This window comes from Candidatus Uabimicrobium amorphum (genome assembly GCF_009002475.1).
Lineage (GTDB): Bacteria > Planctomycetota > Uabimicrobiia > Uabimicrobiales > Uabimicrobiaceae > Uabimicrobium > Uabimicrobium amorphum.
In genome coordinates this window covers 7,895,679-7,920,435 of sequence record NZ_AP019860.1, presented here as the reverse complement: position 1 = coordinate 7,920,435, position 24,757 = coordinate 7,895,679, and the positions used below count along the sequence as shown (strand labels likewise).

15 protein-coding genes are annotated in these 24,757 nt (G+C 42.2%); 10 read left to right on the top strand and 5 right to left on the bottom strand.

Features of this window, described 5'->3' with window-relative positions:
• Positions 1-71: 71 nt before the first annotated feature.
• Entirely contained in the window at positions 72-3,842 is a 3,771-nt protein-coding gene (locus tag UABAM_RS27745; RefSeq protein WP_151971247.1) for an acetate and sugar kinases/Hsc70/actin family protein, read from the top strand.
• A gap of 55 nt (positions 3,843-3,897) precedes the next feature.
• Here UABAM_RS27745 and UABAM_RS27740 read toward each other — a convergent pair whose 3' ends face one another.
• Positions 3,898-4,263, bottom strand: a complete 366-nt coding sequence (locus UABAM_RS27740; protein WP_151971246.1) for a pentapeptide repeat-containing protein — start codon at positions 4,261-4,263, stop codon at positions 3,898-3,900.
• A 322-nt stretch (positions 4,264-4,585) separates the two neighbouring features.
• Here UABAM_RS27740 and UABAM_RS27735 point away from each other — a divergent pair, with 322 nt between their 5' ends.
• Genes UABAM_RS27735 through UABAM_RS27725 form a run of 3 tightly spaced genes read left to right on the top strand, consistent with a single transcriptional unit; the run spans position 4,586 to position 9,352 of the window.
• Positions 4,586-5,269, top strand: coding sequence for a hypothetical protein (locus UABAM_RS27735; protein ID WP_151971245.1), 684 nt, complete (start codon positions 4,586-4,588; stop codon positions 5,267-5,269).
• A 1-nt stretch (position 5,270) separates the two neighbouring features.
• Entirely contained in the window at positions 5,271-7,292 is a 2,022-nt protein-coding gene (locus UABAM_RS27730) for a trypsin-like peptidase domain-containing protein (protein WP_151971244.1), read from the top strand.
• 14 nt (positions 7,293-7,306) lie between these two features.
• The gene (locus tag UABAM_RS27725; protein WP_151971243.1) at positions 7,307-9,352 is read left to right on the top strand and encodes a tetratricopeptide repeat protein; all 2,046 of its coding nucleotides are present in this window, start codon (positions 7,307-7,309) and stop codon (positions 9,350-9,352) included.
• 192 nt (positions 9,353-9,544) lie between these two features.
• Here the strand turns inward: UABAM_RS27725 and UABAM_RS27720 are convergent, their stop codons facing one another.
• Entirely contained in the window at positions 9,545-9,772 is a 228-nt protein-coding gene (locus UABAM_RS27720; protein ID WP_151971242.1) for a hypothetical protein, read from the bottom strand.
• Between the two features lie 218 nt (positions 9,773-9,990).
• Positions 9,991-10,614 (bottom strand): 3'-5' exonuclease, encoded by a 624-nt coding sequence (locus tag UABAM_RS27715; RefSeq protein ID WP_151971241.1) that lies wholly within the window; start codon positions 10,612-10,614, stop codon positions 9,991-9,993.
• Positions 10,615-10,820: 206 nt separating this feature from the next.
• Here UABAM_RS27715 and UABAM_RS27710 point away from each other — a divergent pair, with 206 nt between their 5' ends.
• From UABAM_RS27710 to UABAM_RS27685, 6 genes are all read left to right on the top strand, one after another.
• The gene (locus tag UABAM_RS27710) at positions 10,821-11,540 is read left to right on the top strand and encodes a tetratricopeptide repeat protein (protein ID WP_151971240.1); all 720 of its coding nucleotides are present in this window, start codon (positions 10,821-10,823) and stop codon (positions 11,538-11,540) included.
• 52 nt (positions 11,541-11,592) lie between these two features.
• The gene (locus tag UABAM_RS27705) at positions 11,593-16,059 is read left to right on the top strand and encodes a WD40 repeat domain-containing serine/threonine protein kinase (protein ID WP_151971239.1); all 4,467 of its coding nucleotides are present in this window, start codon (positions 11,593-11,595) and stop codon (positions 16,057-16,059) included.
• Positions 15,990-18,200, top strand: a complete 2,211-nt coding sequence (locus UABAM_RS27700; protein ID WP_151971238.1) for a WD40 repeat domain-containing protein — start codon at positions 15,990-15,992, stop codon at positions 18,198-18,200. Before UABAM_RS27705 ends, UABAM_RS27700 begins: the two co-directional genes overlap by 70 nt.
• Before the next feature lie 60 nt (positions 18,201-18,260).
• A complete protein-coding gene (locus tag UABAM_RS27695; protein ID WP_151971237.1) occupies positions 18,261-18,899 on the top strand; it encodes a 2-dehydro-3-deoxy-6-phosphogalactonate aldolase in 639 nt (212 codons plus the stop codon).
• A complete protein-coding gene (locus tag UABAM_RS27690; RefSeq protein ID WP_151971236.1) occupies positions 18,900-21,902 on the top strand; it encodes a serine/threonine-protein kinase in 3,003 nt (1,000 codons plus the stop codon).
• Between the two features lie 89 nt (positions 21,903-21,991).
• Positions 21,992-22,657: a PEP-CTERM sorting domain-containing protein gene (locus UABAM_RS27685; protein WP_151971235.1), complete on the top strand. Its 666-nt coding sequence runs from the start codon at positions 21,992-21,994 to the stop codon at positions 22,655-22,657.
• Between the two features lie 46 nt (positions 22,658-22,703).
• Here the strand turns inward: UABAM_RS27685 and UABAM_RS27680 are convergent, their stop codons facing one another.
• Positions 22,704-24,068 carry a neutral/alkaline non-lysosomal ceramidase N-terminal domain-containing protein gene (locus UABAM_RS27680; protein WP_151971234.1) on the bottom strand — a complete coding sequence of 455 codons (1,365 nt, stop codon included), beginning with the start codon at positions 24,066-24,068 and terminating at the stop codon, positions 22,704-22,706.
• Positions 24,069-24,094: 26 nt separating this feature from the next.
• Entirely contained in the window at positions 24,095-24,757 is a 663-nt protein-coding gene (locus UABAM_RS27675; protein WP_173013617.1) for a neutral/alkaline non-lysosomal ceramidase N-terminal domain-containing protein, read from the bottom strand.

The window sequence follows — 24,757 nt, the reverse complement described above, 5'->3', positions numbered from 1 at the left end:
CTTAGAGGTATCAAGAAAGAGCTTCAAGTCTGCTTTGTACCCTGATGTATAAATGACCTCGCCACATTGTAATGAAAAACGCCGAGTTTTACCCCGAACAAAAAAGTATTGAAATTCATCCAATCGAGGATCAGCAACCTCTGCGCTATTTTTTGGATGGACTTTCAGAAGATTCTTCTCCTCAGGAGTTTGAATTAAAGTTAGCTTTTCCTTCCAAATGGAATTTGCAATCTCCCAAATTAAAACAAGAAGTGCGCAAGATTCTAGCGCGAATCATTGCGGTGTCTAACTTTACAATTGACCAAACAGGCGAACAAGTTATTGTTGATATTCCTATCCGTACACTAGGGGACACAAGTTTGTTACCTGAAGCCGGTGTTGTAAATATTCCTATTTTGGTTAAACTGGTCGAAACCACGGAAGATGGTGAAGTGATCGAATATAAATGTCGTCAAGAAATCCTGCTGAATACAAATTCCGAAAATCAAGAAGATGTAGAAGAAGATCACGATGATTTCGCCGACGATGAAGAGCAGTATGATTCTGAAGGCGCAAGTGAAGATGAATATGGCGACGATGAAGGTGAACATCACGGCGAAGGTGAAGAGGAAGGCGAAGACGAAGACCAAGGTATGGTGGCTGGTGTCTACAGTGGTTTACTAGCTATTGACTATGGTACAGCAAACTCATCTGTTGCGGTTCGCGACCCGTCTTTTGCTGCGGAAGAGGTTCGAGGGCAGCTAGGTACAGATCAATGGGAAGCTCTATGCGAATGGATGGACATGTGGTTGACAGAGCACTTGTCTTCTCTAGAGCCGGACAATGTCGATGTATTTATCAAAAATTTAACTTTGGTGATTCCTACCGCAGAATTTCCAGAGTGTGGTGCTCCAAAAGCTGACATTTCTCAGGCCTTAAACCGTTTTGATGAAAAACTTCGCATTCAATTTTTGTCCGAGTTGATAGGACGTTTATCTAACTTCGTCAAAGACGGCGGGGACAGCCAAACAATCAAAGGCGTTGCAAGCGAAACGATGCAGGGGTTTGAGGCGAGTATTGATTCGCAAAACCTCGAGTCACAACGTTACTTTGTACTTGAATTAGATAAAAATGTTGGTCCGGCACCTATTTCTAGTGTACTACAAGTTATTGATGCACCAGATAGTGAAGATCCTGATCGTTTGGTCGAGGAAACCAAAATCGATATGGGGGCGCGTGTTGGATTGCTTCTACACAGTGCGGCAACTGGAGAACTTGATATTCGTCAATTTGTTCTGTCGAGTAAACGATATTTCGGGCGTGATGAAATCATTTCTGTCGTACCACAAGAGTCCGGTGGAAGAGAAGTCAACTTTCCTTCTGCAGCACTTGCTAAAATAACATACAAAGAACTGTTTACGCGTTCGGTGAGTGACATTCACCGTCGTAGTGAAGAAGGTAAATTTGAAGATGCGGAATGGCTATGCTCAGTTGTGGCAACTTTCCCGACATCTTACCCCGCAGCCAGTCGTCATTTACTACGCGAAATTCTCAACGAACTCAACATTCGCGAAGTGGACACTCGTTTTGACGAAGCGACAGCGGCGGCGATTTTCCATATTTGGCGTGAAATAGGCGCTGACCCCGTTTGTGGTATGCACGGTTTGATGGCACGTAGCCGCAAAGATAAATATGGACGTTCTTATCAAAATATACTTCTGTACGACTTAGGTGGTGGAACCACAGATATCGCTCTCATTCAACTCCTTTATGAAGAAATTGAAATATTCGAGCAAGGTGAAGACCGCGGTCATGGTGGATCTTATTTCCGTATTACACCTCGTTTGTTAGGAACAACAGGGCACGCATATCTCGGTGGTGACTTACTTACCCTATGGGTTTTCCGTTACATGAAGTCACGTCTTGCTGATCAGGTTTTGACACTCATTACCGAAAAGAACCTAGAACCACCTATGGACAGCGAACTAGGACAACTTCTATTAAACATGCCGGATGATTTAATCGATAATGAAGATGATCCGGAAGCCTTACCTCGTTATCGTCCAGGAGCACTTCTCGAATGGACAGTGCATCCATCTCAAAACCTACGTAATTACGACAACCTTAACGAAAAGGTTATCGACAAAGTCATCCCAACGCGTTTTATTGATGACAGTGACAAAATTTCCAACTTTTTTACACTATGGGAAATTTGCGACGAATTGAAAAAGACGTTAGGTACGCCAATTATTGAAAATTTTGGTACAGTAATGGCAAGTGCTTTACCAGAAAATTGGCCGGATGAAGTAGAACTTGACAGTGGTCAGCTCTACAACTTTATGCAAATGGCACAAGGATGGCTCGTTGATTCAGGTGCGATCCAACAAGATGACCTAGCACTTGTCGTCACTCAAGAAGACATGAACAACGTGATTATGGATACCATAAAACAATCGTTGAGTCTTGCCGCTAGTTTGGCCATTGCCAGATTACAAGGTACAGATGAAACCCAAGGAGATCGCATTGATCGCCTGATTCTTTCTGGTCTTTCTTGTAACATGAAAGCTGTACAACAAGGTGCTCATGAGATATTTACCGAGACTTCGGATATCTTTGATTACGATCCTGCAAACGTACGCTTTGACCGTGATTCTGCAAAAACCGCTGTACCTCTAGGAGCATGTATTGGACGTTATATGGAATCTGTTCGTGTCGATCCATACAACGAAAAAACACGCCAGTTACTACGTGATGGTTACGACCAAATTGAGCTCATTATTGAAAACTTGTTTAGTTATCTACCATGTCGTATCGCTTACGACTCACTCGTGGCGATGGTAACTATTTTTAGACAAGGTCAAGAACTCAATGTGAAGTCTTACTGGGACAAAGACGAAACTGTCGCACGTACCTCTATCAAAGACTTCCGTCCGGTACAGGAAAAATTCTGGATTTATCGTATCGATTTCGAAGGTGCTGAGCCTCAGTACTTAGGACTTATCGATTCAGAAGCTGTGGCCGCTGATCATGATTTTGAAAATTTCCGTCAATTCCGTGAAGAATATGTCGTTGGTTTCGAAGTAAACTCTGACATGGCGATTCGTTGCTTCTTCTTACCAAAAGGACAAACAACGATCGTTCTTCAAGATTATCATGAGCCAGTGGAAGGTGAGCCAGTACCACAGATCATCGAATCTATTTCTGATTATCGCGCACGCAATGTGAATCAGGAAGATGAAGAGGACGAATACAACGAAGATCCATACGCTGCGGAAGAAGAAGAAACACCTGAAACAGAGGAAGACCAAGGTGATGTCGTATTTGATGAAGAAGGTGAAGCTGATCCTGAAGACGATCAAATACTTGATGATGACGTTGATTCCGAAGAAGAAGGACAGGAAGAATACACTGCCGATGAAATGGAAGACGAACAACCTTCGACGAAGAGTAAGGCGATTAAGTCCGAAGAAGAATTCGATCCACAGTTTGCAGTGAATACCTCGATTCAATTGAGAGAAACTCTTGCGGAAACCACAGCAATCAATGCCGGTGATGCACTGAACTTTCGCGTACAGTATCCTGGTGGAGAAACCAAAGACTGTACATTGAGTTTAGCTGTACATATTCGCGATGAATATGAGTTTAAACTACAAGAAGCAGAAGGCGAAGATCCTTCTGAAGATTTAGTTGCACGTTTCAAGATAGACGAAACAGAGACCGAAGAAGCTACTCTCATTTGCGATCAAGATGGAAAACTAGTGATGACCAGCAATTGCCTTTTTGATATAGACATCTATGCTGAAATTGAGTATGTCGCACAGAAAGTCAACGCTGAATTCGATCCATTCTGCGGAACGCACTAACAATCCTAAAATAAAAAAAGACCTGATTTTTCAGGTCTTTTTTTATGACTTCATATTAATTTTTTAAATCCGTGCCAGAAAAATTGGCCTGCGAAAGATCAACATGTGAAAGATCGGCATTGATCAATTTCGCACCGCTAAAGTTAGTATTTTGTAATTTTGCTCCCACCAAGTTGGCATTTGTCAGATTTGCCTTGCTAAGATTTGCGCCAGAAAGATCTGCACCCTCAAGATCAGCTCCCTTGAGATCTGCATGTGATAAGTTCGCATTTTTTAAAATTGATTTGCGCAAGTTTATATTCTGCAAATTGCATTTGCAAAAATCAACATTGCTAAGATTCAAACCCGAGAGATTAACACCACTCAGATTATTGTCATTCAATTCATGCATGCTAGATTCTTTTTGAAAGACTATAAACATTTGTTCTCCTTTTTGTGTATAAATGATGCATCAAGCGATGCATTTGTCATATATACATTTGTATTGGCAAAAACGGCAGGCATTGTTATGTTTTTTTTTGAAAAAAGTGTAAAAAATTAAAAAAGCTGCACAAGTGAACGATATTCATCTTTCACATCTTTTACATCTCTCAATAGATCTCTGTTACCTCATGCTATGGTGCTGCGGGCTCGGGCTTTAGCAAATAGATATATTTTAAATTCATCACGCGCCTAGACAAAAATTATCATTAGGGCTATAATGAATATACGGAAAACTTGTGTTTCGATTTTAAGGAAAAGACATGAAAATTTTAGCGATTTTTACCGTTTTATGTGGATGTGTGTGTCTTGTTGCGCAAGACAAAGTTATTTTCGATTTGCAAAAAATACATGACAACCCTAAAGAACTATTGACCAGCGTAGAACAAAATATAAAAGAAGGAAAGCATACATTTGAAAACTATGTATACTCCGCATCATCTCTCATTGAGTTGCGCAAATTTGAAGAGGCTGTTGGTGCATGTGAAAAAGGGCTTGGTTATGTAAGCGAAAAAAAACACAAGGCGGTTCTTTACGCAGTGCAGGCCATTGCCTTTTCTATGTGGGCAAAAAATGACGAGAAGTCTGCAACGAACAACTATAAAAAGGCTCTTCTCAAAATAAAAAGAGCCGTGGCTTATGATGCGAGTAACATGTACTTTGCGCAAATGTATCACTTATATGCTATTTTGGCCAAAGATAAACTCGAAGAGCATCTGGCGCTCAAGAAGATTAAACAGGTCGATCCCAATGCCGCAGGACAGGAGGTTTTTTTGACTGTCGGTGGCGTTGCCGTAGTGATATTTATCGGTGGGGTGTTAGCAGGTATGTATATCCAAGGAGACGACAAGACAGAGGACAAGGTGTTAAAAGTTATCGAGAGCGTACTGATTTCTACGGCACATGACGTGGTGAAAATTCCGTTGATAAAATTTATGAGAAAATAATATGTGGAGAGTTAGCGTTGCGGTGTTGTTATTTTGCGGCTGTATTTTTGCGCAAAAAAGAGACGCCATTATACATATTGCCACGGAAGTCGAGTATACATATAGTTATAAAAAGCGCAATGTCATTTGGGGATCATCACAGCAAACCGCAACTTTTTCTGAAATCGTGTCTGGCGCAGGTTTTTTAATCGGCGACTATATTGTTACAGCAAGGCACGTTGTGACGGGGAGAGTTCCCGAACAAATTCTTAAAATCGGTGACATTGATTTTTCTGTGGAAGGCAACATTATCCATTCGAGTGCATGCCGTATACGTGTGAGTAGTAATGGCTTTGTTCCACGTGCGATATACATTTGTTTGGATAAAGATATCGCCATTCTCAAACTTGCCGAAGAAGATCGTGAGCTATTACAACTGCAACAGTTATCGTTGTCTACATCTCCTCTGAGCATCGAACAAAAAGTAAAGGCTTGGGGATTTCCCGCAACAGTTAATCCCCAAGTCAAAACCGATTTATTGGTTACCTCCATCAAAAACGAATGGTTTGTTCTGGATTGTCCATTAGGTTCTGGATTTAGTGGAGGACCTGTTGTCGATGAAGATGGGGCTGTTCTTGGGGTTGTGTCGCGCTCGGAAAAAAAACAGTCGCGCATTGTAAAACTTAGCCAACGAGACCTTTCGCGTGTCATTTTGGACCCTTATTGGGACACGATGTTTATTAGCAATGACGCGGATTTGTCTACAATTCTTCATCACGAGAACAATGTCTTTTGGTATCGAAAAATGGCCGCAAAGGACAATTCCCAAGCAATGTATTACCTTGGACTGTGTTTTTATTATGGCGAAGGAGTGAGCCAAAATTATCAAAAAGCACAACAGTGGTTTGAAAAAGCGACCGACTACAAGAATAGTTCTGCAATGTATGAACTGGGTTATTGTTATTACTACGGAATAAATACCGCAATGGATCGCGAAAAAGCGGTACTACTGTTCACAAACGCTGCTCTTTTGGGAAATGCTCACGCAATGAATACATTGGCAAGTTGTTACTACTATGGTGAAGGTGTGGATTGCAATTACAAAAAGGCAGTGAAATGGTATGAAAAAGCCAGTCTTTTGGGTTTACAAGATGCGCAGCACAATCTTTTACATTGTCAAAAAAATGGTCTCGAAGACAAGTTGATATTTGTCCAGCCAAAGTTGCAACTCGCTGCTACTGAAAATGTATTTTCCATGTTAGAAATTGGGCAAATTTATTTACACGGAATACAAAATCATCATAAAAATTTTCGCGAAGCAAAAAAGTGGATATGGAAAGCAGCACACAAAGGAATTGCCGCGGCGCAAACGGAACTGGCTCTGATGTTTAAAGATGGCTTAGGTGTTGGTGTGGACCATAAAGAAGCACTGTTGTGGCTGACAAAGGCTGCCGAACAAGATTTTGCAAAAGCACATTACTACCTAGGGCATATGTACCGTGGTGGCATGGGAGTCGAAAAAGATTTTAAGATGGCGCGAAAATACTTTGAGAAAGCTACGGAAAACAATGACGCCGACGCAATGGTATTACTCGGAATAATGTACGATCGCGGCGAAGGGATGGAGCAGGATGTCAATAAAGCACTGAAGTTCTACGGAAAAGCCGCTGAATTAAATAGCACTACGGCGATGAATTGCATTGGTAGTTGTTTTCTCAAAGGCGTTGGTGGTGTACCAAATTATGAAAAAGCCATTAAATGGTATACCAAATCGCATGAGTTGGGAAATAGTAGCGCAAGTTTTTATCTTGGCAATTGTCATGCAAATGGACATGGAGTGACCCAAAATCTCAATAAAGCTATTGAGTTGTGGGAAACTTCAGCAACAATGGGAAACATCACTGCGATCAAGAAGCTGGCTTCTGTGTATAAATCTAATGAGTTAGGAGTACAAAACCACCATCGCGCTTTATTTTGGTATAAAAAAGCGTTGGAGGCGGGGGATAAAGAAGTGAGAAGCAAGATTATTGAGTTGATCGAATGAATAAGGTGTATACAATGAGAGTAGTTGCGATAGTGGTGATCGTTTGTCTCTGTGGTTGTTCTATCATTCCTAGTGTTGTAGAAAAAGCACTGGCAGAAGAGAAAATGAGTGCTGCGGGAGTACAATACGAGGAGAAAAATCTCGATGCCGCTTTGGAACTTATTGAAGAAGCAATTGCACACAATGCACAATCGGGAAAAGCCTATGAACTTCGCGCATTTATCTTGCTTGGGCAACTGAAATGGGGAGATGCCCTTGATTCAGCGCGTACCGCATTGGCATTAGATTCTTCGTTAGTAAAGCCCCATTTTTTTGAAGCAGCGAACTACTTGCTTTATGGGCAATACCTTTCGGCGATAAAAACCATTGATAAAGTAAAAATGCTACATCCCGATTACCCATTTGGCAATGATGAAAATTTGGGGCTTTTAACCGCCTATTGGCGTGAGCTGTTGTCACTGTATCGCGATAAACTGCCACAAAGTGGAGACGTGTTAGCCAAAGAAGCATTAAAGAATTTTCCCCGACAAAATTTTTTACTAACGATCAAAGGACATTTTGCACTAGAGCAAAATGAACACCAAAGCGGTGGTGAATTTCTAGAAAAAGCATTGCAAGAAAATCCCTATTCTCTGCGCACGGTACAAATATATCGTCGATTTTTGTTGCGTAAAAAACAATATCGCAAGGCGTATGAAATTTGGCGGAGAATTGTTCCAGTTGAACTCATCTTTCACAAAGAAAACAAAGTCCGTTCGCGTTATGTCCGTTTGCAGAATGCGATGGAAAGTGCACGAGAAAATGACCAAGCATCTTTATTTGAATTGGCCCAGGCCCTAACATTTGTTGGTTGGGAAGAAGAAGCGCTGATTGTTTATGAACAACTACATGGTTATGAAGAGCACAAGCAACACCTAAAAAATCACGTGAAATTTGTCGAAGCGCTGCGCAAGTACGTCGGAAAATACTATCAGACAACGAAGCGTGACATCGTGCAGATGTTGCAAGACATTCGTGAAATTGCCACGACATTTGACATTGATCTTAAAACGACACCACAACGAGAATTTAATCGCTACTTATGGGTGGTGCGTGAAGCCAATCCTTTTAACCCAAAAGCCCAGAGCTTGTGCGATTATTTTGCGCGCTACAACAAGTTTTTCGATATGGGAAACAACTATGGACAAATTGAAATACGCCTGATGAACCGTCTGTGCGACCGCATATACCATCGTGAAATCTGGGGAAAGCCACGTACATACCAAGCGATTACTTGTGACGAAACATATATTGACTCTTATAGTGGCTATTTTTCTGGTTCCCCAACTATTGCCGGTCGTGCCTTTCTCTCCAACCAAGGATTTTATGTGGCGGTTGACACGCTGCGTCCGCACATTATTACCCTAAAGGAAATGTATCAGCGCATCACCAAGCCACAACAATTTCCCGAAAAGTTCGCCATGCGCGACAAGGAATTTTTGCCATACAATCGCTCGATTGCCGATGTTTTTTTGAAACGTTCCTTGGGAGATGAGGTTCAAAAACTTCCTGAAGGAGACAAAAAATGGGATGCGCTTTTTAATTTAGTATTAGAACGCCGTGTTGATACGGTTCACAATCATGAATTAGGACACATAAACGATCTTCCGTGCTACATGCCCATACAAGACAATGTCACGCGACATCTGAATTTATTGTGGAAACAAGGCTTTTCACCTAATAATATCCAGACAAGATTTGAACACGTTGCCGAACTGTTTGGAGTGCGCCATACCAAATATTTAGATTTTTATTTGTTTCAGGTAATGGAGCGCCTCGATGCGGATTTCGAGGGAATTTTTACCATGGTTTATTGGGCATGGTACGGTAGACTACCCAGTGACGATCCCTACTATAAAAGCGCGTCGCGCATCTATCGTGGTTTGATGCGTTTGTCGGGAAAAGAAAACGATTGGCCAACGCTACAAAAATTAACAACTTGCAGTGATACGCAATTGCGGCAATGGATTCACGATTTATGCGGTGAACAAGAGATCACCCAGCGCTGCGATTGCGATTAAGGATTTCCTGGTTGACTTGGGTAAGAATTTTCAGATGGTGCCCTCACCATCGTCTTGTAGATTTCAGCTACGCTGAAAGCAACAAGTCTCATGCCTCTCCCACAGGAGAGGCGTAACACGTCTTAATGTGCCTCCATTTGTTTTTTGTTGGTACAGCCAAAGGCATAAACATCAATCAAAAAATGAAACTATTCAGCTCAATATCCAGCTACGAATGCGTTTGTAGCCGTATTTGGAAATACGAATTTTATCATCTTCCATAAACACCCCTAAATTTGCCGCTATGATAATGTTCACGTCTTTACGCACGTCTTTGGGACTCATTTTGTATTCCTTGGCCAGACTTTCTACGGTGACTTGTGAATACGGAGACAATTGTCCTAAGATGTTGAATAGATGGGAAATTTTTTTCTGCCACATACTTTCTCTCCTTCATAAATTTTGTGTATTTTGTTGGTAGCATAGAGAAGCAAAGTACATGCCAATTTCAATATTCGATTTTAGAAAAAGTTATGAAGGCTATGTAAAATAAGGTGTTTGTTAAAATGTGAGAAAATAGGACACATTTTTTTGATGGAAGAATTTGCGGTTGACTGCGCGATTTCGCTCTGTTATGTGAGCGATTTCGCACAGTGCGATTATTGCGCTAACTTTGCAGATATTTTACGCAGTTTTATATCGTTTTGTGAGATGACTTCGCGGAGATTGGATTCGCCACAAATTTTATTGACTAGATGTGCACATGCCGCAGCATCAGAAAGAGCATCATGGTGATTCAGCGGAATGTCGAAATGTTTTGCTAAGGTATTTAGTTTGTGATTGGGAACTTCTTTTACGGTTTTCTTTGCTAAATGCACTGTGCATAGGTAATCAATATTTGGATAGTCTAGGTGATAAGAATCTAACACTGCCTTTAGTGCGGTAAGATCGAAGCTGGCATTGTGCGCCACTACTAACTCTTGGTCAATGAATTCTTTGATCTCGGGCCATAGTTTATCAAAGGTGGGTTTGTCTTCTACGTCCTTAATGCTGAGGCCGTGAATTTCGGTATTGCGTTTATTAAACTTCAATACCTTGGGACGAATGAGAAAGTGTTTTTTTTGTTGTATTTCGCCGTCTTTTACCACCACAATTCCGCATGAACAAATGCTCGATTTATCATTATTTGCCGTTTCAAAGTCAATGGCCACAAAATCATACTTATTGTTGTATGTTTCCTCTTTTTCACGAGCGAGAACTTGTTTGAACCAACTCCATAGCATATACTTTTTCCTTCAATGTAATATAATGTAAACAGTAAAGTGTTTATCTTCACTTTAGCGCATCAAATTATACAACAAACCTAACTTTTTTGAAACGCGTTTTTGCTTTTAATGCACGTAAATAAAAGTGAATTTTACATGGCTTTATGTTACAATTTTGCCGGTAGCGAATATAAAAGTGTTGTTACGTATGGAAAGGATACACTATGAAACGATTATGTTTACTATGTCTTTTTATTGTCAGTATTGTTGCCTCTCCTGAGCTTATTAACAAAGCCAAAGAGGTGGAGAAGACGTTTTCCTTGAAAGATTTAGAGGCGGTTCAGAAAGAGCTACGTCAATGGATGGACAAAAATCCTCAAGATGACAACGCTCATTATTGGTTTGCGCGCGTTTGCCTAGCCAATTGTAATGTACAACGTTTTTTCCGACGTGAATTATCTGACAAACAAGGAAAGAATATTACACGCCCAGGAACGGCAAAGGTCGCGGAAAAAGGTATTGTTGTTTTAGATAAATTGCTCAAGAAAAGAGCAAACTGGAGTGAATTATATCGGGTGCGTGGAGAACTTCATTCCCACACTATAGTCGGTTTTCTTACTGGTATGAGCAAAGGACCACAAGCACTAGAAGACTTAAATCGTTCTATTGAAATCGATAAAAATAATTCTTTGGCACATATTGCGAATGCGAAAATGTTTTACTATAATCCTCCTATTGCCGGCGGAGACGTGGATAGAGGTATTGCCACATGCAAGAAGGCCGTTAAGTTGGGCGGAGATGACAAAGCGTACACCCTTCTTGGTAGATGCTATATCAAAAAAGGTCGTCCGAAGAGAGCTGAATTGTATTTGCGTAAGGCTTTGAAGATCAATCCCAAAAATTTAGAAGCACAACATTTTCTTAATATTGCATTGCAAAAGTAGTGGAAAATTTTAAACGCTGTATTTAGTGTTGGACGAGAAAGAGGTAGTGTAAATGGATGAGAAGAGAATTCAACAACTGTGGTCGAAAACAATTGGGGCTGAGCAACTGGAAAAACATGGTGGTGGAGCAACGTATAAGGCAGAATCTGTAACTGCTGAGACCAATGTGTACTTACCGTTGATGACTCTCCTAAATGAAGGTGACGCTCCAGTAGAAGTGGTTCAGCCTCAAAAACAACAAGGAGATGAAACGATCAATGAAACGGCTGTCCGTCCGTTTGTGGTGGAACAAGAAACGGCGGTAGATGAAAACAGCCCTTTACAAAAAATGCCTCTTGACACAACACTAGATGATAATGCTACGGATGTTACCGGACAACAAACAATAGACGAGGCAAACACCTATAGTTCACAGCTTGCAGAAGAGGGAGCGCAAACAATAGACGATCCACAGTCGCAAGCGATCTTGGCCGCAGCCCATGAAGACCATTCGATTATAGATGACGGTAAGTCACAAATACCACTAGAAGACGGCTCACAAACACTTGATGCATTTGCCCAAGATGCCTCACCACTTGCGGAAGAAGGCGCGCAAACAATCGATGATCCACAGTCACAAGCGATCTTGGCCGCAGCCCATGAAGACCATTCGATCATAGATGACGGTAAGTCACAAATACCACTAGAAGACGGCTCACAAACGCTGGATGAATTTGCCCAGGATGCCTCATCACTTGCGGAAGAGGGCGCACAAACGATCGATGATCCACAGTCACAAGCGATCTTGGCCGCAGCCCATGAAGACCATTCGATTATAGATGACGGCAAGTCGCACATACCACTGTTAGAAGACGGGTCGCAAACACTTGACGCTCCCGCACAACACGAGATATCTGATCTGGAAAAAGGAGCACAAACTCTATTTGCCGACGAACAACAAACGGAAGACGAAAAAGACATTAGCGGTGAGCAAACCATTATCGATGATGAAGAATTGGCGAGTGCCATAACCGAAAAACAAGACAACTATAAATCTCCACAAAGTGCAACCACAAGAGGTAACGCCACCACACATGGCCTGAAGGAAACACTACACGAAGGGGTGAAAAGTAAACTCAGTAGTATGCGTTCCGAGAACTTTGTGATTGGAACCGAAATCGCGCGCGGTGGTATGGGAATTATCAATAGAGGTGAACAAAAGAGTCTCAAACGCAAAATTGCCATTAAGCGCATTATTCCCGGAAGTATCAATAACACCACCCAACAAAAATTTATCTCCGAAGCGCTGGTGACCGCATACCTTGACCACCCGAACATTGTTCCTGTCTATGAACTGGGGAAAGATACCAGTGGAGACGTTTTTCTCACCATGAAATTGGTCAAGGGTGTTGAGTGGAAAAAAAGTTTGAACAAAACAGCAGAGGACGAAAGATTTAACAACTACGATTTAGAAGCGCATTTACGTACTCTGATTGATGTTTGCGATGCGATGGCGTTTGCCCATAACAAGGGAATTGTGCACAACGACCTGAAACCCGAAAATATCATGATCGGAGAGTTTGGTGAAGTACTGGTGATGGACTGGGGGCTAGCGGTTTCACTCGAAGAAATTTCCACTGAGTTACGTACTTTACATAAATCGATGGTTGCAAGTCCGATGGGAACACCACACTACATGAGTCCCGAGTTGGCGGAAGGTCATGGTAATGACATCGGTCCATGGACCGATACCTATCTTCTCGGAGCGATGCTATACGAAATTGTCACCGGAATACCTCCGCATTACGATGAGAATATTTGGAAGTCGTTGATGAAGGCGATCGCCTCCGACCCACCGACATTTGATCATAAACGCGATGATTTATTTCCCGATGAAGTCCCTCAAGAGCTTAAGTCTATTTGTACGAAATCTTTGGCCAAAAATCCCGAAGATCGTTACCAAAGTGTTAGAGATTTTAAAGAAGCGATTTCCCACTTCTTAAAACACCGTGAAAGTTTGATCATTACACGTGAAGGACAAAAGATTCTCGGTGAAAACGAACAAAAGCTTTCCAAGCAAGACAACAAAATTCGTGGAAAAGAAAGAAACTATCTCTACGCGCAATATTCCAAAGCGGTGAGTTGTTTTGAGCAAGCTCTTAAATTGTGGTCGGGTAACACTGCCGCAGGGCAAGGGCGATTTGACGCGCGCTTGGCCTATTCTAAGATTGCTTTGAAAAACGATGACTTGGGATTGAGTGAAGCGCAAATTGACGAACTCGATTCGCAAGACCCGCAGGTGCAAAAAGTTCGCAAAGAAATTCACCTGGCGAAGGAAGAGAAAATTCGCGCACAGAAATCTTCACAGCGTATACGTATATTGTTAGCGGCTTCTATCCTGGTTACTTTTATCGTCTTAAGTGTCAGTTTGTATTTTATCCGGCAACAACACTTGTTGGCGGAGAAAAACGCTGAAGAGGCAAAGGCGCAAGAAAAGATCGCGCGAGCCAATGCGCAAGAAGCGCAAGAGCAAAGAGATATCGCACAGCGTGAAACAAAAGAGGCACAAAGACAACATCAACGTGCCGAACAGTCGGCCAAAGAAGCCGAAGAAGCGGCTCTGAAAGCGGCAAAAGAAGCGCGAAGAGCCGATGCCGAACGCGCTAAGGCGCGGCGCGAAGAGCGCATTCGTTTCGCCGAAGCGAAAGCTGCGAAGAAGACCTTGGCCAAAATATCGTTGCAAAAAGCCAGTGAGGCTTTTGACACCCAACAATGGAAAGATAGTATTTTATTTGCCGGGGCTAGTCTAGAACTTACTAAGGGCTTACCGTTGCGAGAAGTGCGTAAAATCCGCGAACAAAACAAGCAATTTATCAAACTTGGACTGATGAAAGAAGGTTTGGCTTGGGAAACAACGCCACACTACCGAGCAAAGCTGTCTCATATTGCTTCCAGTGTAGATGGGCGGATGTTAGCGAGCACTACAGGCGACAGCGCGTATTTGTGGGACGCCAATACCGGTCGCTTGAATAATATATTTCAAGAATCATCTACGGAATTTTTGTTTGCGGCATTTCGCAGCGACAACAAAGAAATTGCGACGGTATCGAAAGATCATTGTATATATTTATGGTCCATTGAAGAAAATGGTAGTGAAAAACTACTACGTGGCCACCGCGGTGAAATTACGGCGGCACTTTATAAACCCAATGGAGACGAGCTGATTTCGATTGCGAAAGACAAAACCATTCGCATTTGGGATACCACGGAGGAAACTGTCAAAAAGACCATTGCGTGTAATGAAATTGCGCGCGATTCTCTTAATATTTTTCTACGTGATTATCAGCTGGTGTACCTGAGCACAGATGGCAAACTCGTTGTGTGGAATCTGTCTACAGGAGAAAAAGAATACGTAAGTAATGAAAGTTATAACGCAATTACTTTGCACCCTAGTGGTAAGAGTGTGGTGGTTGCTGGTAACAAGGCAATACAAGTGATTGCCTTGGGAAATTTACAAAAACGTAAAACCCTGGGGAATTTCAATAAGAAAGTAAATGCATTGGCGTATAGCGATGATGGAAAGTTGATCATTACTTCGTCGCAAGAAATTATTGTGGTCGATTCCTCATCGTTTAAGGTAACGGAAACCAAAGAATGCGATGCGAAGTTTCGCGACGCGCATTACAACAAGTATTTACAGGCGGTGATCGGTTTGGAGGAATACGCACGTATTTATCCATTGTCGCAGAGCAAGCTAAAGGACCATGAGGAACTATTTTATCGTCCGCAGAATATTGAATGCTTACGTTACAGCCCGAACATGAAAACGATCGCGATTACCTCCGATAATTTGCTACAGCTTTTTGATAAAAACGGAAAGTATATTAGTCAGTGGCAAAATAATGCGAAAATTCGCGACATTGCTTACCACCCGAGTTCGGCGTTTATCGCGGCGGCAAGTAGCGATAACCATGTGTATATGTGGAGCACTTCTAAACGCAAGGCGCAAAAGCTCATTTCCCATGACGGAGAAATCACCATGCTGCGTGTTGCTCCCAATCAACGTTTGTATGCTACGGTCGCTAAAGACAATGTTATTTGTTTGTGGGATACCCAAGGACAAATTGTGCACTATCTAGAAGGACACACCGCGGCGATTAACGATATTGACTTTCAGCAAAATAGCGAATACATCGTTTCCACAGGAGATGATAAAACCGTACGCATTTGGAACGTAAAGACCGGACGCGAGCAAGTGAGTTTCACCACAAATGCGGCGATGCATAAGGTTCGCTACAGCCCCGATGGTAAAAAAATCGTGGCTTGCGCTGCGAAAACACTGTTTTTGTGGAATGTGCAAAACGAAAAGTTAGTTCGCAGGTACAGTGGTCATCAACGAGAAATCACCAGCGTTACTTTTGATCGTTCCAGTCGTATCATTTGTTCGGGAGATAAGGACAAAAAATATGGGTGTGGACACTTACAAATAGTAAACCCAGGTATGTATTGCGTGGACACAGTGCGCAAATCACCGATTTGAAGTTTAGTCGTAAACGCGATGTGATTTATTCCATTTCTTCTGATCGTTCTTTGCGTTCATGGGATTTACGCTCTGGAAAACTCGAACGCTCTTTTACTGGTCACAGTGCCGATGTGACTTCGATGGATTTGTCGAAAGATGAGAGATTTGCCGCGTCTACTTCTGGTAAGAACGTATATCTGTGGGACATGCAAAGTGGAAGACGTGTCGCACAATTCACCGGACACACTTCTTGGGTGAAGGGGGTTGTGTTTAGTAACGACAATCAGTACTTGATTTCTTGCTCATCGGACAAAACAGTAAAACTGTGGAGTATTCGTGCGCAAAAAAGTGTCGCAACGTTACGTGGACATGACGACCAAGTGATTGCTGTACGCCAAATGCAAAACCATGTTGTTTCTATTTCACGCAAAGAAGCGATCGCGTGGAATAGTTCTACGCAAAAGCCTCATTATGTGACGCACACTGGACACACCGCTCCAGTAAATACAGTGGTGGTAAGCCCTGACGGGAAATGGATTATTTCTGGCTCCGATGATAAAACGCTGCGTATTTGGAGCACGAAAACACGTAAAGTTTACCAAGTACTCCCTGGACACAATTCCGCGGTTTTAAAAGTGGCGATTAGTCCAAAAGGACAGTTTATGGCATCGGCCTCCGACGATAAGACTGTGCGCATTTGGAATAAAAACAAAACTATTTCGGTATTGTGGCACAAAGGGCCCGTGACCTTTGTGAAGTTTCATCCGCAAGGCAAGAGTATCGTTTCTGCATCTGCGGATAAAACTACGCGGTTATGGAATATAATTACTGGTCAAGAGATCAGTAAATTTAAGGAAGACCAGACGCTGGTGAATGATATTTCTTTTAGTCCCGATGGCAATACCATCGCGATTGCCTATAAGAATAAGCCCGCAGTGCTACTTAATTTGGGCACTGAGGTTCCTGTCGCTTACATTGATCGCGAAAATCGCAATACACGTGGGATTACTTATAGCCCTGATGGTAAGTATGTCGTCAGTGCGACAAAAAGCATTGTGCGTTTGTGGCATACACCACAAAAGAAACACATTGCATTTTTTGGAGATCACTCGGGTAAGGTGAACTCGGTAAGCTACAGTCGCGATGGAAAACGTTTTGTGTCTTCGTCAAATGATCGAACTGTCAAGTTGTGGGATGTGAAAAGTAAGAAGGCCATCGCAAGTTTACGTGGCCACAGACACAAATTAGTGCGCGTCAAGCACACGCAAAACTTCATTGTAGGGGCAAGTGAAAGAAATCAGTTGTGTGTATGGAACGCAAAAAACTTTTCTTTGAGAGAAACGCTTACCGGAGAAAAGAACTTTGCGGTTTATCGGGACCAGCTTGTGTACAAGCACAAAGCCAAGATCATGATTCGCGATTTGAAAAGCGGTAAAGTTCAGTATAGTATAGACTATCCCGAAAAGCTGTCTGTTTTGCGCTACAGTCACGATGGCAATTGGCTTATTGCGGGCTCTACCAATATAAAATTGTGGCATTTAAAAACGCCACGTTACTCTTATGTGTTGTATAATGGGGATTCTCCCATACGCACACTCGTGCACACACGTGGTGACAAGATCATTTTCTCCAAAAACGATGGGATTATACACGTTTGGGATCTAAAAAAACGCGAAGAAATACAAACCTTTCGTGGTCACAAGGCGGCGATTACGCAACTATTCTATGATGGAAAGTTTCACGCGTTGTTTTCGGCTTCGCAAGACAACACCGTTATTTGGTGGGATTTAGTGACGTCGAAAAAAGTAAGCGTTGTTGCACAGCATCGCAAGGGTGTTTTGAGTATCGATCACGCAGACGGCGTTTTACTCACAGCATCTCTCGATAAAACGATCCGTTTATGGCAAACATTGCCCATCGCCAAAACGCAAATGAAAACTCCAGGGTGGATTTTAAAGATCGTTGCGCAAACAGACGAAAAAATCCCTGCCAAATCACAAGAGCTTTTGTTTCGCGGTAGTATTCCTGAACGATCTTTGGACTATGCAATCGACAATGAACCGCTTCACGTGATTCAGTACTTATATCATTCACGTGTTTCAGATACGTTTGCCATAAAGAGTATCCCAAATTTCCGTTTGCCAGGTTTAGGTAAGTAGTTTTTTTAGGAAAAAAAGTAACTTGCACCATAATGGTGTCAGTTACTTTTTGACGAAATTATGAATAGTAAACAACAAAAAATACTGAATAATATGCCCATCGTTGCCATTTTACGTGGCGTAGAAACTAGTAAGATAATAGATATTGCTGCGGAATTAGTACTCGCGGGAATACGCATTATCGAAATTCCATTAAACTGTCCGAATGCTTTACAGGGCATTCGTTTACTGCAAGAAAATTTCTCCGAGCATATCATCTTTGGTGGTGGAACGGTACTAAATACCCAAAGTCTCGAAGAATTACACCAATTAAAGGCGGAAATGATCGTGGCGCCGAATACCAACACCACGGTCATCAAAGAGAGTTTGGCAAAAAATATGATTCCTGTCCCGGGATTTGCCACGCCAACAGAAGCTTTTCAGGCAATCGACGCGGGAGCCAGACATCTAAAACTATTTCCCGCCAGTTTTTATGGACCGAAGTACATAAAAGCTCTACGCGCAGTTATCCCCAGTGAAATTTCTATTTTTGCCGTAGGCGGTGTGCATCCGGGAAATATGAAGGAATGGCTTCAAGCGGGAGCAACGGGCTTTGGCATATGCTCGGCTCTTTACCAACCAGGGTTTACCGCAAAAGACACCGCAGAAATGGCACAAGAAGTGGTTGCCGCATTCCGTCAAGCCCGACAGGACGACTAAGTGGAACGAACCAAAAAGCTTAACCAACAGAGCCGATATCCGATGTTTGGCAAATACCAGTTAGTTTCCAAATTAGGTGAGGGCGGAATGGGGGTGGTGTACAAGGCGTACAATCACGATTTAAAATCTGTCGCAGCGCTAAAAGTCATTCAAAGCTCTGAACCGGAATATCTCGAACGTTTTTTTGCCGAAGTAAAAGCAATAGCCAAGCTCAATCATCCCAACATTGTACGGTTTTATGAATACGGAAGTGTCCCACGTCCTTACTTTACAATGGAATATATCGATGGAGTTCCCCTTTCTGATTTAATTAAACATAAAGAAATTAAACCGCACAAATTTGTGGATATTCTCATCGCTTTGTGTGAGGCACTCCATTATTCACATTCGAATAAGATCATGCATCGCGACATAAAACCTGCCAATATCATGGTTGCCAAAGATGGAACCGCGAAGGTGATGGATTTTGGTTTGGCAAAAGCCTGTGATCGCAGCAAACGGTTATCCAAAACAGGGCAAATGATGGGTACACTTGCATATATGGCTCCCGAACAAGTAGAAGGACGAGCGTCTTACAAAAGTGACATCTATTCACTGGGAGCGTCTATGTATGAAGCGCTCACCTACAGACCTGTTTTTCAAGGCGAAATAGAAGTCAATATTGTTTGCCAAATTATGGAGCAGTATCCCATTCCATTGCGTCAGTTAAACCCCGATATTTCGCCGTATTTAGAAGCCATTTGTCTGAAGTGTTTGCAAAAAAAACCGCATAAAAGATACCGAGATTTCGCGCAACTTGCGACAGAGCTACAAAATTTCCAGGCTCAGAGATCCATTATTGCCAAACAATATACCTCTTGGGATGTTTTGGGAAACTTTATCCACAAACACCGCATTCTATTTGGTAGTCTTACGATGATTTTCTTGGTGATGGTGGTTTCTTTAATTATCACTGTTAGCGCGTTGCGCGACGCAAATCATGCTAGGTATACCGCCGAGCAGGCAAAATTTGTTACCGAAAAGCAAAAACAAAAAACCAAAGCTGCGCTCAATAAAGTGATGAAAGTTCTGGCGTATTCGATCAGGACTCACGAATTTCTGCAAAAAGATAAAGAGTTTGCGGCATTGTTTGAAAAGATCTTTGTCGACGTGGAACTTTACGGAGAAAGTAAAGATTGGAGTTCCATAAAGGGTTACATAAATCAACTCCTCGGCAATGCGCAAAAGAGCTTACAATATTACACCGAAAAACTAAAAAACAAGCCTGCAGCAGATGTGTATTGCAATCGTGGTTATCTTTACTTTGAACTGAAGCAATACGACAATGCCTTAAAGGATTACAATAAGTCATTAGAACTAGATCCCAAAGCGGATGTAACCTATAACAACCGTGGTCTTCTTCACTTCCAATGGAAGAATTACAAACTATCATTGGCTGACTACAACAAAGCCATCCAGCTAAATTCAAAAAACTATCATGCACACAGTAACAGAGCAAACCTTTATAAAGAGTTGAAGGAATATCAAAAAGCTTTTAAGGATTTAAACAGAGCGATTCGTCTAGATCCGAAAAATCCCAATGCATACGACGTACGTGGAACTCTTTACGCGAAACTAAACGAACCCGAAAGAGCGGAGGCCGACTACACACGTTCTATTGAAGTTGATCCTGAATTTTTCCAAGCGTATAACCACCGCGGTGCTCTTTACGCCAGTTTAAAAAAGTATAGCAAAGCAATTGCCGATTACAATAAAGCACTTGCTTTATCACCGAAATATCCTGGGGCGTACAATAACCGTGGTGCTCTTTACAAAGAGTTAAAGCAGTATGATAAAGCCTTGGTTGATTTTAACCGTTCTATACAGCTAGATCCGAAAAATCATGAAGCATATAGCAATCGTGGTAACCTTCATCAAAATATGAAAAATAACGACAAGGCTTTAATTGACTACAATAAGTCCATTGAACTAAATCCTAAATATGCGATTGCATACTATAGTCGCGGTAGCCACTACAAAGTCATGAACAAATATCAAAAAGCGATCCGCGATCTCGACAAAGCCATTGCATTGGACCCGGAATTTGCAGAAGCTTACCAAAGTCGTGGTGGAGCTTATAAGACGTTAAAAGTTTATGATAAAGCTCTGCGTGACTTTAATAAAGCCTTAAAATTCAAACCTAAATTGTACGGCAGTTACAATAATCGCGGCGGACTTTATCAAAGTTTGGGAAAGTATCAATATGCCTTGAGCGACTACAACAACGCGATTAAAATAAACGCAGACCAACCAGAGGGGTATTTTAATCGCGGTAATCTTTATCGTGACTTGGGGCAATACAAAAAAGCGTTTCAAGACTACAATACAGCCCTTAAACTCAAAGCCAATTTTACCGAAGTCTATATCAATCGTGGTAGCCTTTACAAAAATTTAGGCCAATATCAAAAGGCATTGGCCGACCTCAACAAAGCGCTGGAGAGCAATTCTACGTTTCCGCATATTTATATAAACAGAGGTAGCGTTTATGATGCCTTGCGCCAAGACAAACGAGCGATCGCCGATTACAATAAGGCCATTGAAATAAATCCTAAATTCGCCAGTGCTTACAATAGTAGAGGTGTTTTTTATAAAAGTAAGAAAAAATATCAGGAAGCTGTGGCGGATTTTACCAAAGCAATTCAGTTGAGTCCTAAATTTGCCGACGCCTACGAAAATAGAGGTTCGATTTTTAAGGAAGTCAGAAGATATCCACAAGCCTTGGCGGACTTTGCGAAAGCCATTGAAATAAATCCTAAATTTGCGAGAGCATACAACAACCGCGCTGTTCTTTACATGAATCAAAAGAAATATACACAAGCGATCGCCAATTTCACCAAAGCAGCCTCTCTAGCTCCGCAATTATGGCAGGCACATTATGGGTTATCTCTTTGCTATAAAGCACTAAATAATAACAAAAAAGCACAATACCATTTACGAAAAATGCAACAAATAAGACGCAAATAGTATATATACTTTGCCCTTGACACTCTTTTGCTTAAATGTAAAAATACCCACTTATACACAAATAAAGAACGTCTTATGGAGGAACCTAAATGAAAGCTTTTGTTATTTTATGTACTTTATGCTCATTATTTGCATACCTAAATGCGGAAACAATTACTTTTTTCGATGGTGATTTTGTGGATGGTGATTATACCAGTATTTCTCAGGGGACAGGTGTTGTCAATGCTTCTACTGATAACAGTGGTGGAAATCCAGGAAGTTTTCGTCGGATTAGTCTAACCGTCGATCCTTTTGAAACAGCGCGTGGTATCGAACTGTTAAATAGTGCTGTTTTTAATCCGCAATTGCAAGGGGAAGTTCAGTCGGTATCTGTTTCTTTTGATGTGGCGCGTGTTTTTAATAGTGTGCCTGGTGCAACTCAGATTTCGCGTGGTATTGCGGTTGAACAAGACGGTAATGTGTTTTTACTGATTAACAGCCCTCCTGCAACAAATACTTCTTTCCAAAATTTTTCGGTGAATGACATTGTTCCTTTACTAGGCGGTGTCAATTGGGTGGACGGACCAGAGATTACCTTTGGTTTTTTTAACCAAGTTTCCACTTCGCAAACTGGTTTTACCATTGATGGTGGATACGATAATTTTGAGGTCAATGTGACTTTTAATCCAATACCGGAACCTTCTACATACATTGTTTTACTATTTGGATTTGTATTTTTTGGGCTTATAAACACAACAAAACGCAAGCATTCATAATGACAATCAAGATAGAAGTACATAGTTACTTCTATCTTCACCGAAATTAATTGTAGCTAAAAATACGCGAATACACCTGCTGTCCATCGATTTTTTTGACACAGAAGCGCAGTGGCAAATCTATTTTCATTTTTGATGTTGGCATCCAAATAACACCCCATTTACTGTCTTTGCCCGTGGCTTTTAGCAATATGGTGACAAAGTGAATACCTCGATCGTTCTCCGCAACACCATCTATTTTAAAATCACTCCATTTACCCTCTTTTTGTACCTGTATTTTGACATATGGTGTAACATGCTGCTGTGGTTTAGGTGGCCATGGAGGAAGGATATCATTCCACGTGAATTGTGGGTAATTGCGCATTGGTTTGCCGCTTTCTAAGTCCTGCACTAAGTTACCGAGACCGCTGTCGAGTAAGTATGGTTCGCTACCGATATCTTGTAATTGAAATTTTCGGTGGGGGCCCGGATGGTAGGCGTATTTTTTTGATGTTGTACGCTTTGGAGTTGCGTCCTTATTTATGGCAATGCGCTGTAACTCCTTTTCGATAAACACACCAGAAAACGGCCCGTAGAGTGTAGAGGCACCTTCGTAGTGTTGTACTTCGTATTCTTCAGGTGTTGTAAAGTAGGAAATGTATTCATTGGCCAAGCCAATGGTAAGTACCTTGCCTGGGATTTCTTTGGCGATGGCTTGGCGAATGCGACTGCCTTGGGTAGTGGTGAATTCGCCGGGCAGAGTTGCAAGTACTATGTCACCCAGTTGGTATACTCCTAAAGGGCAGTCTTTGGGAGGGACAATTTGTCCCATCAGCGAGTCGAGAACAAAACGCGCGATAAAAGGCAGTTCCATACGTAGTGGGTTGTTCGGCGGCTGCTTGGTACCTTGTTGTTCATTACGTGTGCCTTTGACATGTTCACGCCATAAAAAACTGTGTAAGCGACTGCGCCCATCTGTGGCACCTCCGAGTGTTGCTACTCCTACGCTTGGTTTTTCGGCGGTGCAGCGTTCGATATTTTTTAATTGAAAACAGCGTTTGACTAGGTTGATGTTTTCAAAGCGATATTGGATGTCTGTATTTGCGATGTTTTGTTGTGGTTCGTCTAGTAGATGCGTTAGCCCATGTGCTAGTTTTTCCCCAAGGAGCATCGCGTTGCGCCGATCGCGTTTTTCCCAGTTAGGAGAGATGTCTCCTTCTGCTCCATTGAATAGCGCGACAATTGGTTGTGCATCTTCTTTTTTTTGTAGATGTTGTTCGGCGATTTGTGTGGCAATACCAAAAAGATCCGCGTGATATACCTCTGTTTTTGCTCCCATGACGGTGGGATGTACGGCGAAAAAACCGGCAGCGGCGATCGTTTTGTTGGTCGCAATCTCGCGACAGTGAATGAGGCTGAGTTCCGCATCCACAGCATGATAAGCTTCTTGTGGAAAATCTAGTTTTTTTCGATGGTGAGCTGGGCATTTTTACTTAGGATTGCGTTGCGATCGACATTCAAAAGAAAGGCGTCAAGACTACGATTGCGTACCAACGCAGGTATTTTTTTTTGCGAAAAGGATACGGTGGCCGGTTTGCTACTTTCGATGGCTTGAACGATCGATTGCGCGATTCTTTGGGCAAAAAAGTCAAAGAGATTGTTGTCAAAGCCTTTGCGATAGGAAGCAAATTCGTTGTACATGGGGGAAGTGGAAAAGTTACCTGGGCTATGGTGTGTGTGTGTGGCGGCGAGAATAATTTGTTCACGCGCTAATGGCTTTCCGTGCTTTTTTACGAGTTCGGCGATGCGGTCAGCCAGTCCACCGCTTACCGACCACAAATCGCAAGAAACCATGGCAAAACTATGGCCTTTTGTGTCGCGAAAGTATATTGTGCGTGCGTATAGGCGTGTCCAGTAACCACGTCCGGTTGTGCCTACGATGGAGTATCCGCCCATGGCAATCCCCGGTATGGGAGTTATGTCTACTTTGGCAGCTCCCACGCAGAAATTTTGTTGTTGCGAAAGTTGTTGTGGGGGTGGCAAAGTACCGCTAATCTTACCATAGCAACCGCTTAAAAACAGTAGAATCGTTGCCACGCCTTTGTGAAAAAAATGGCGCAA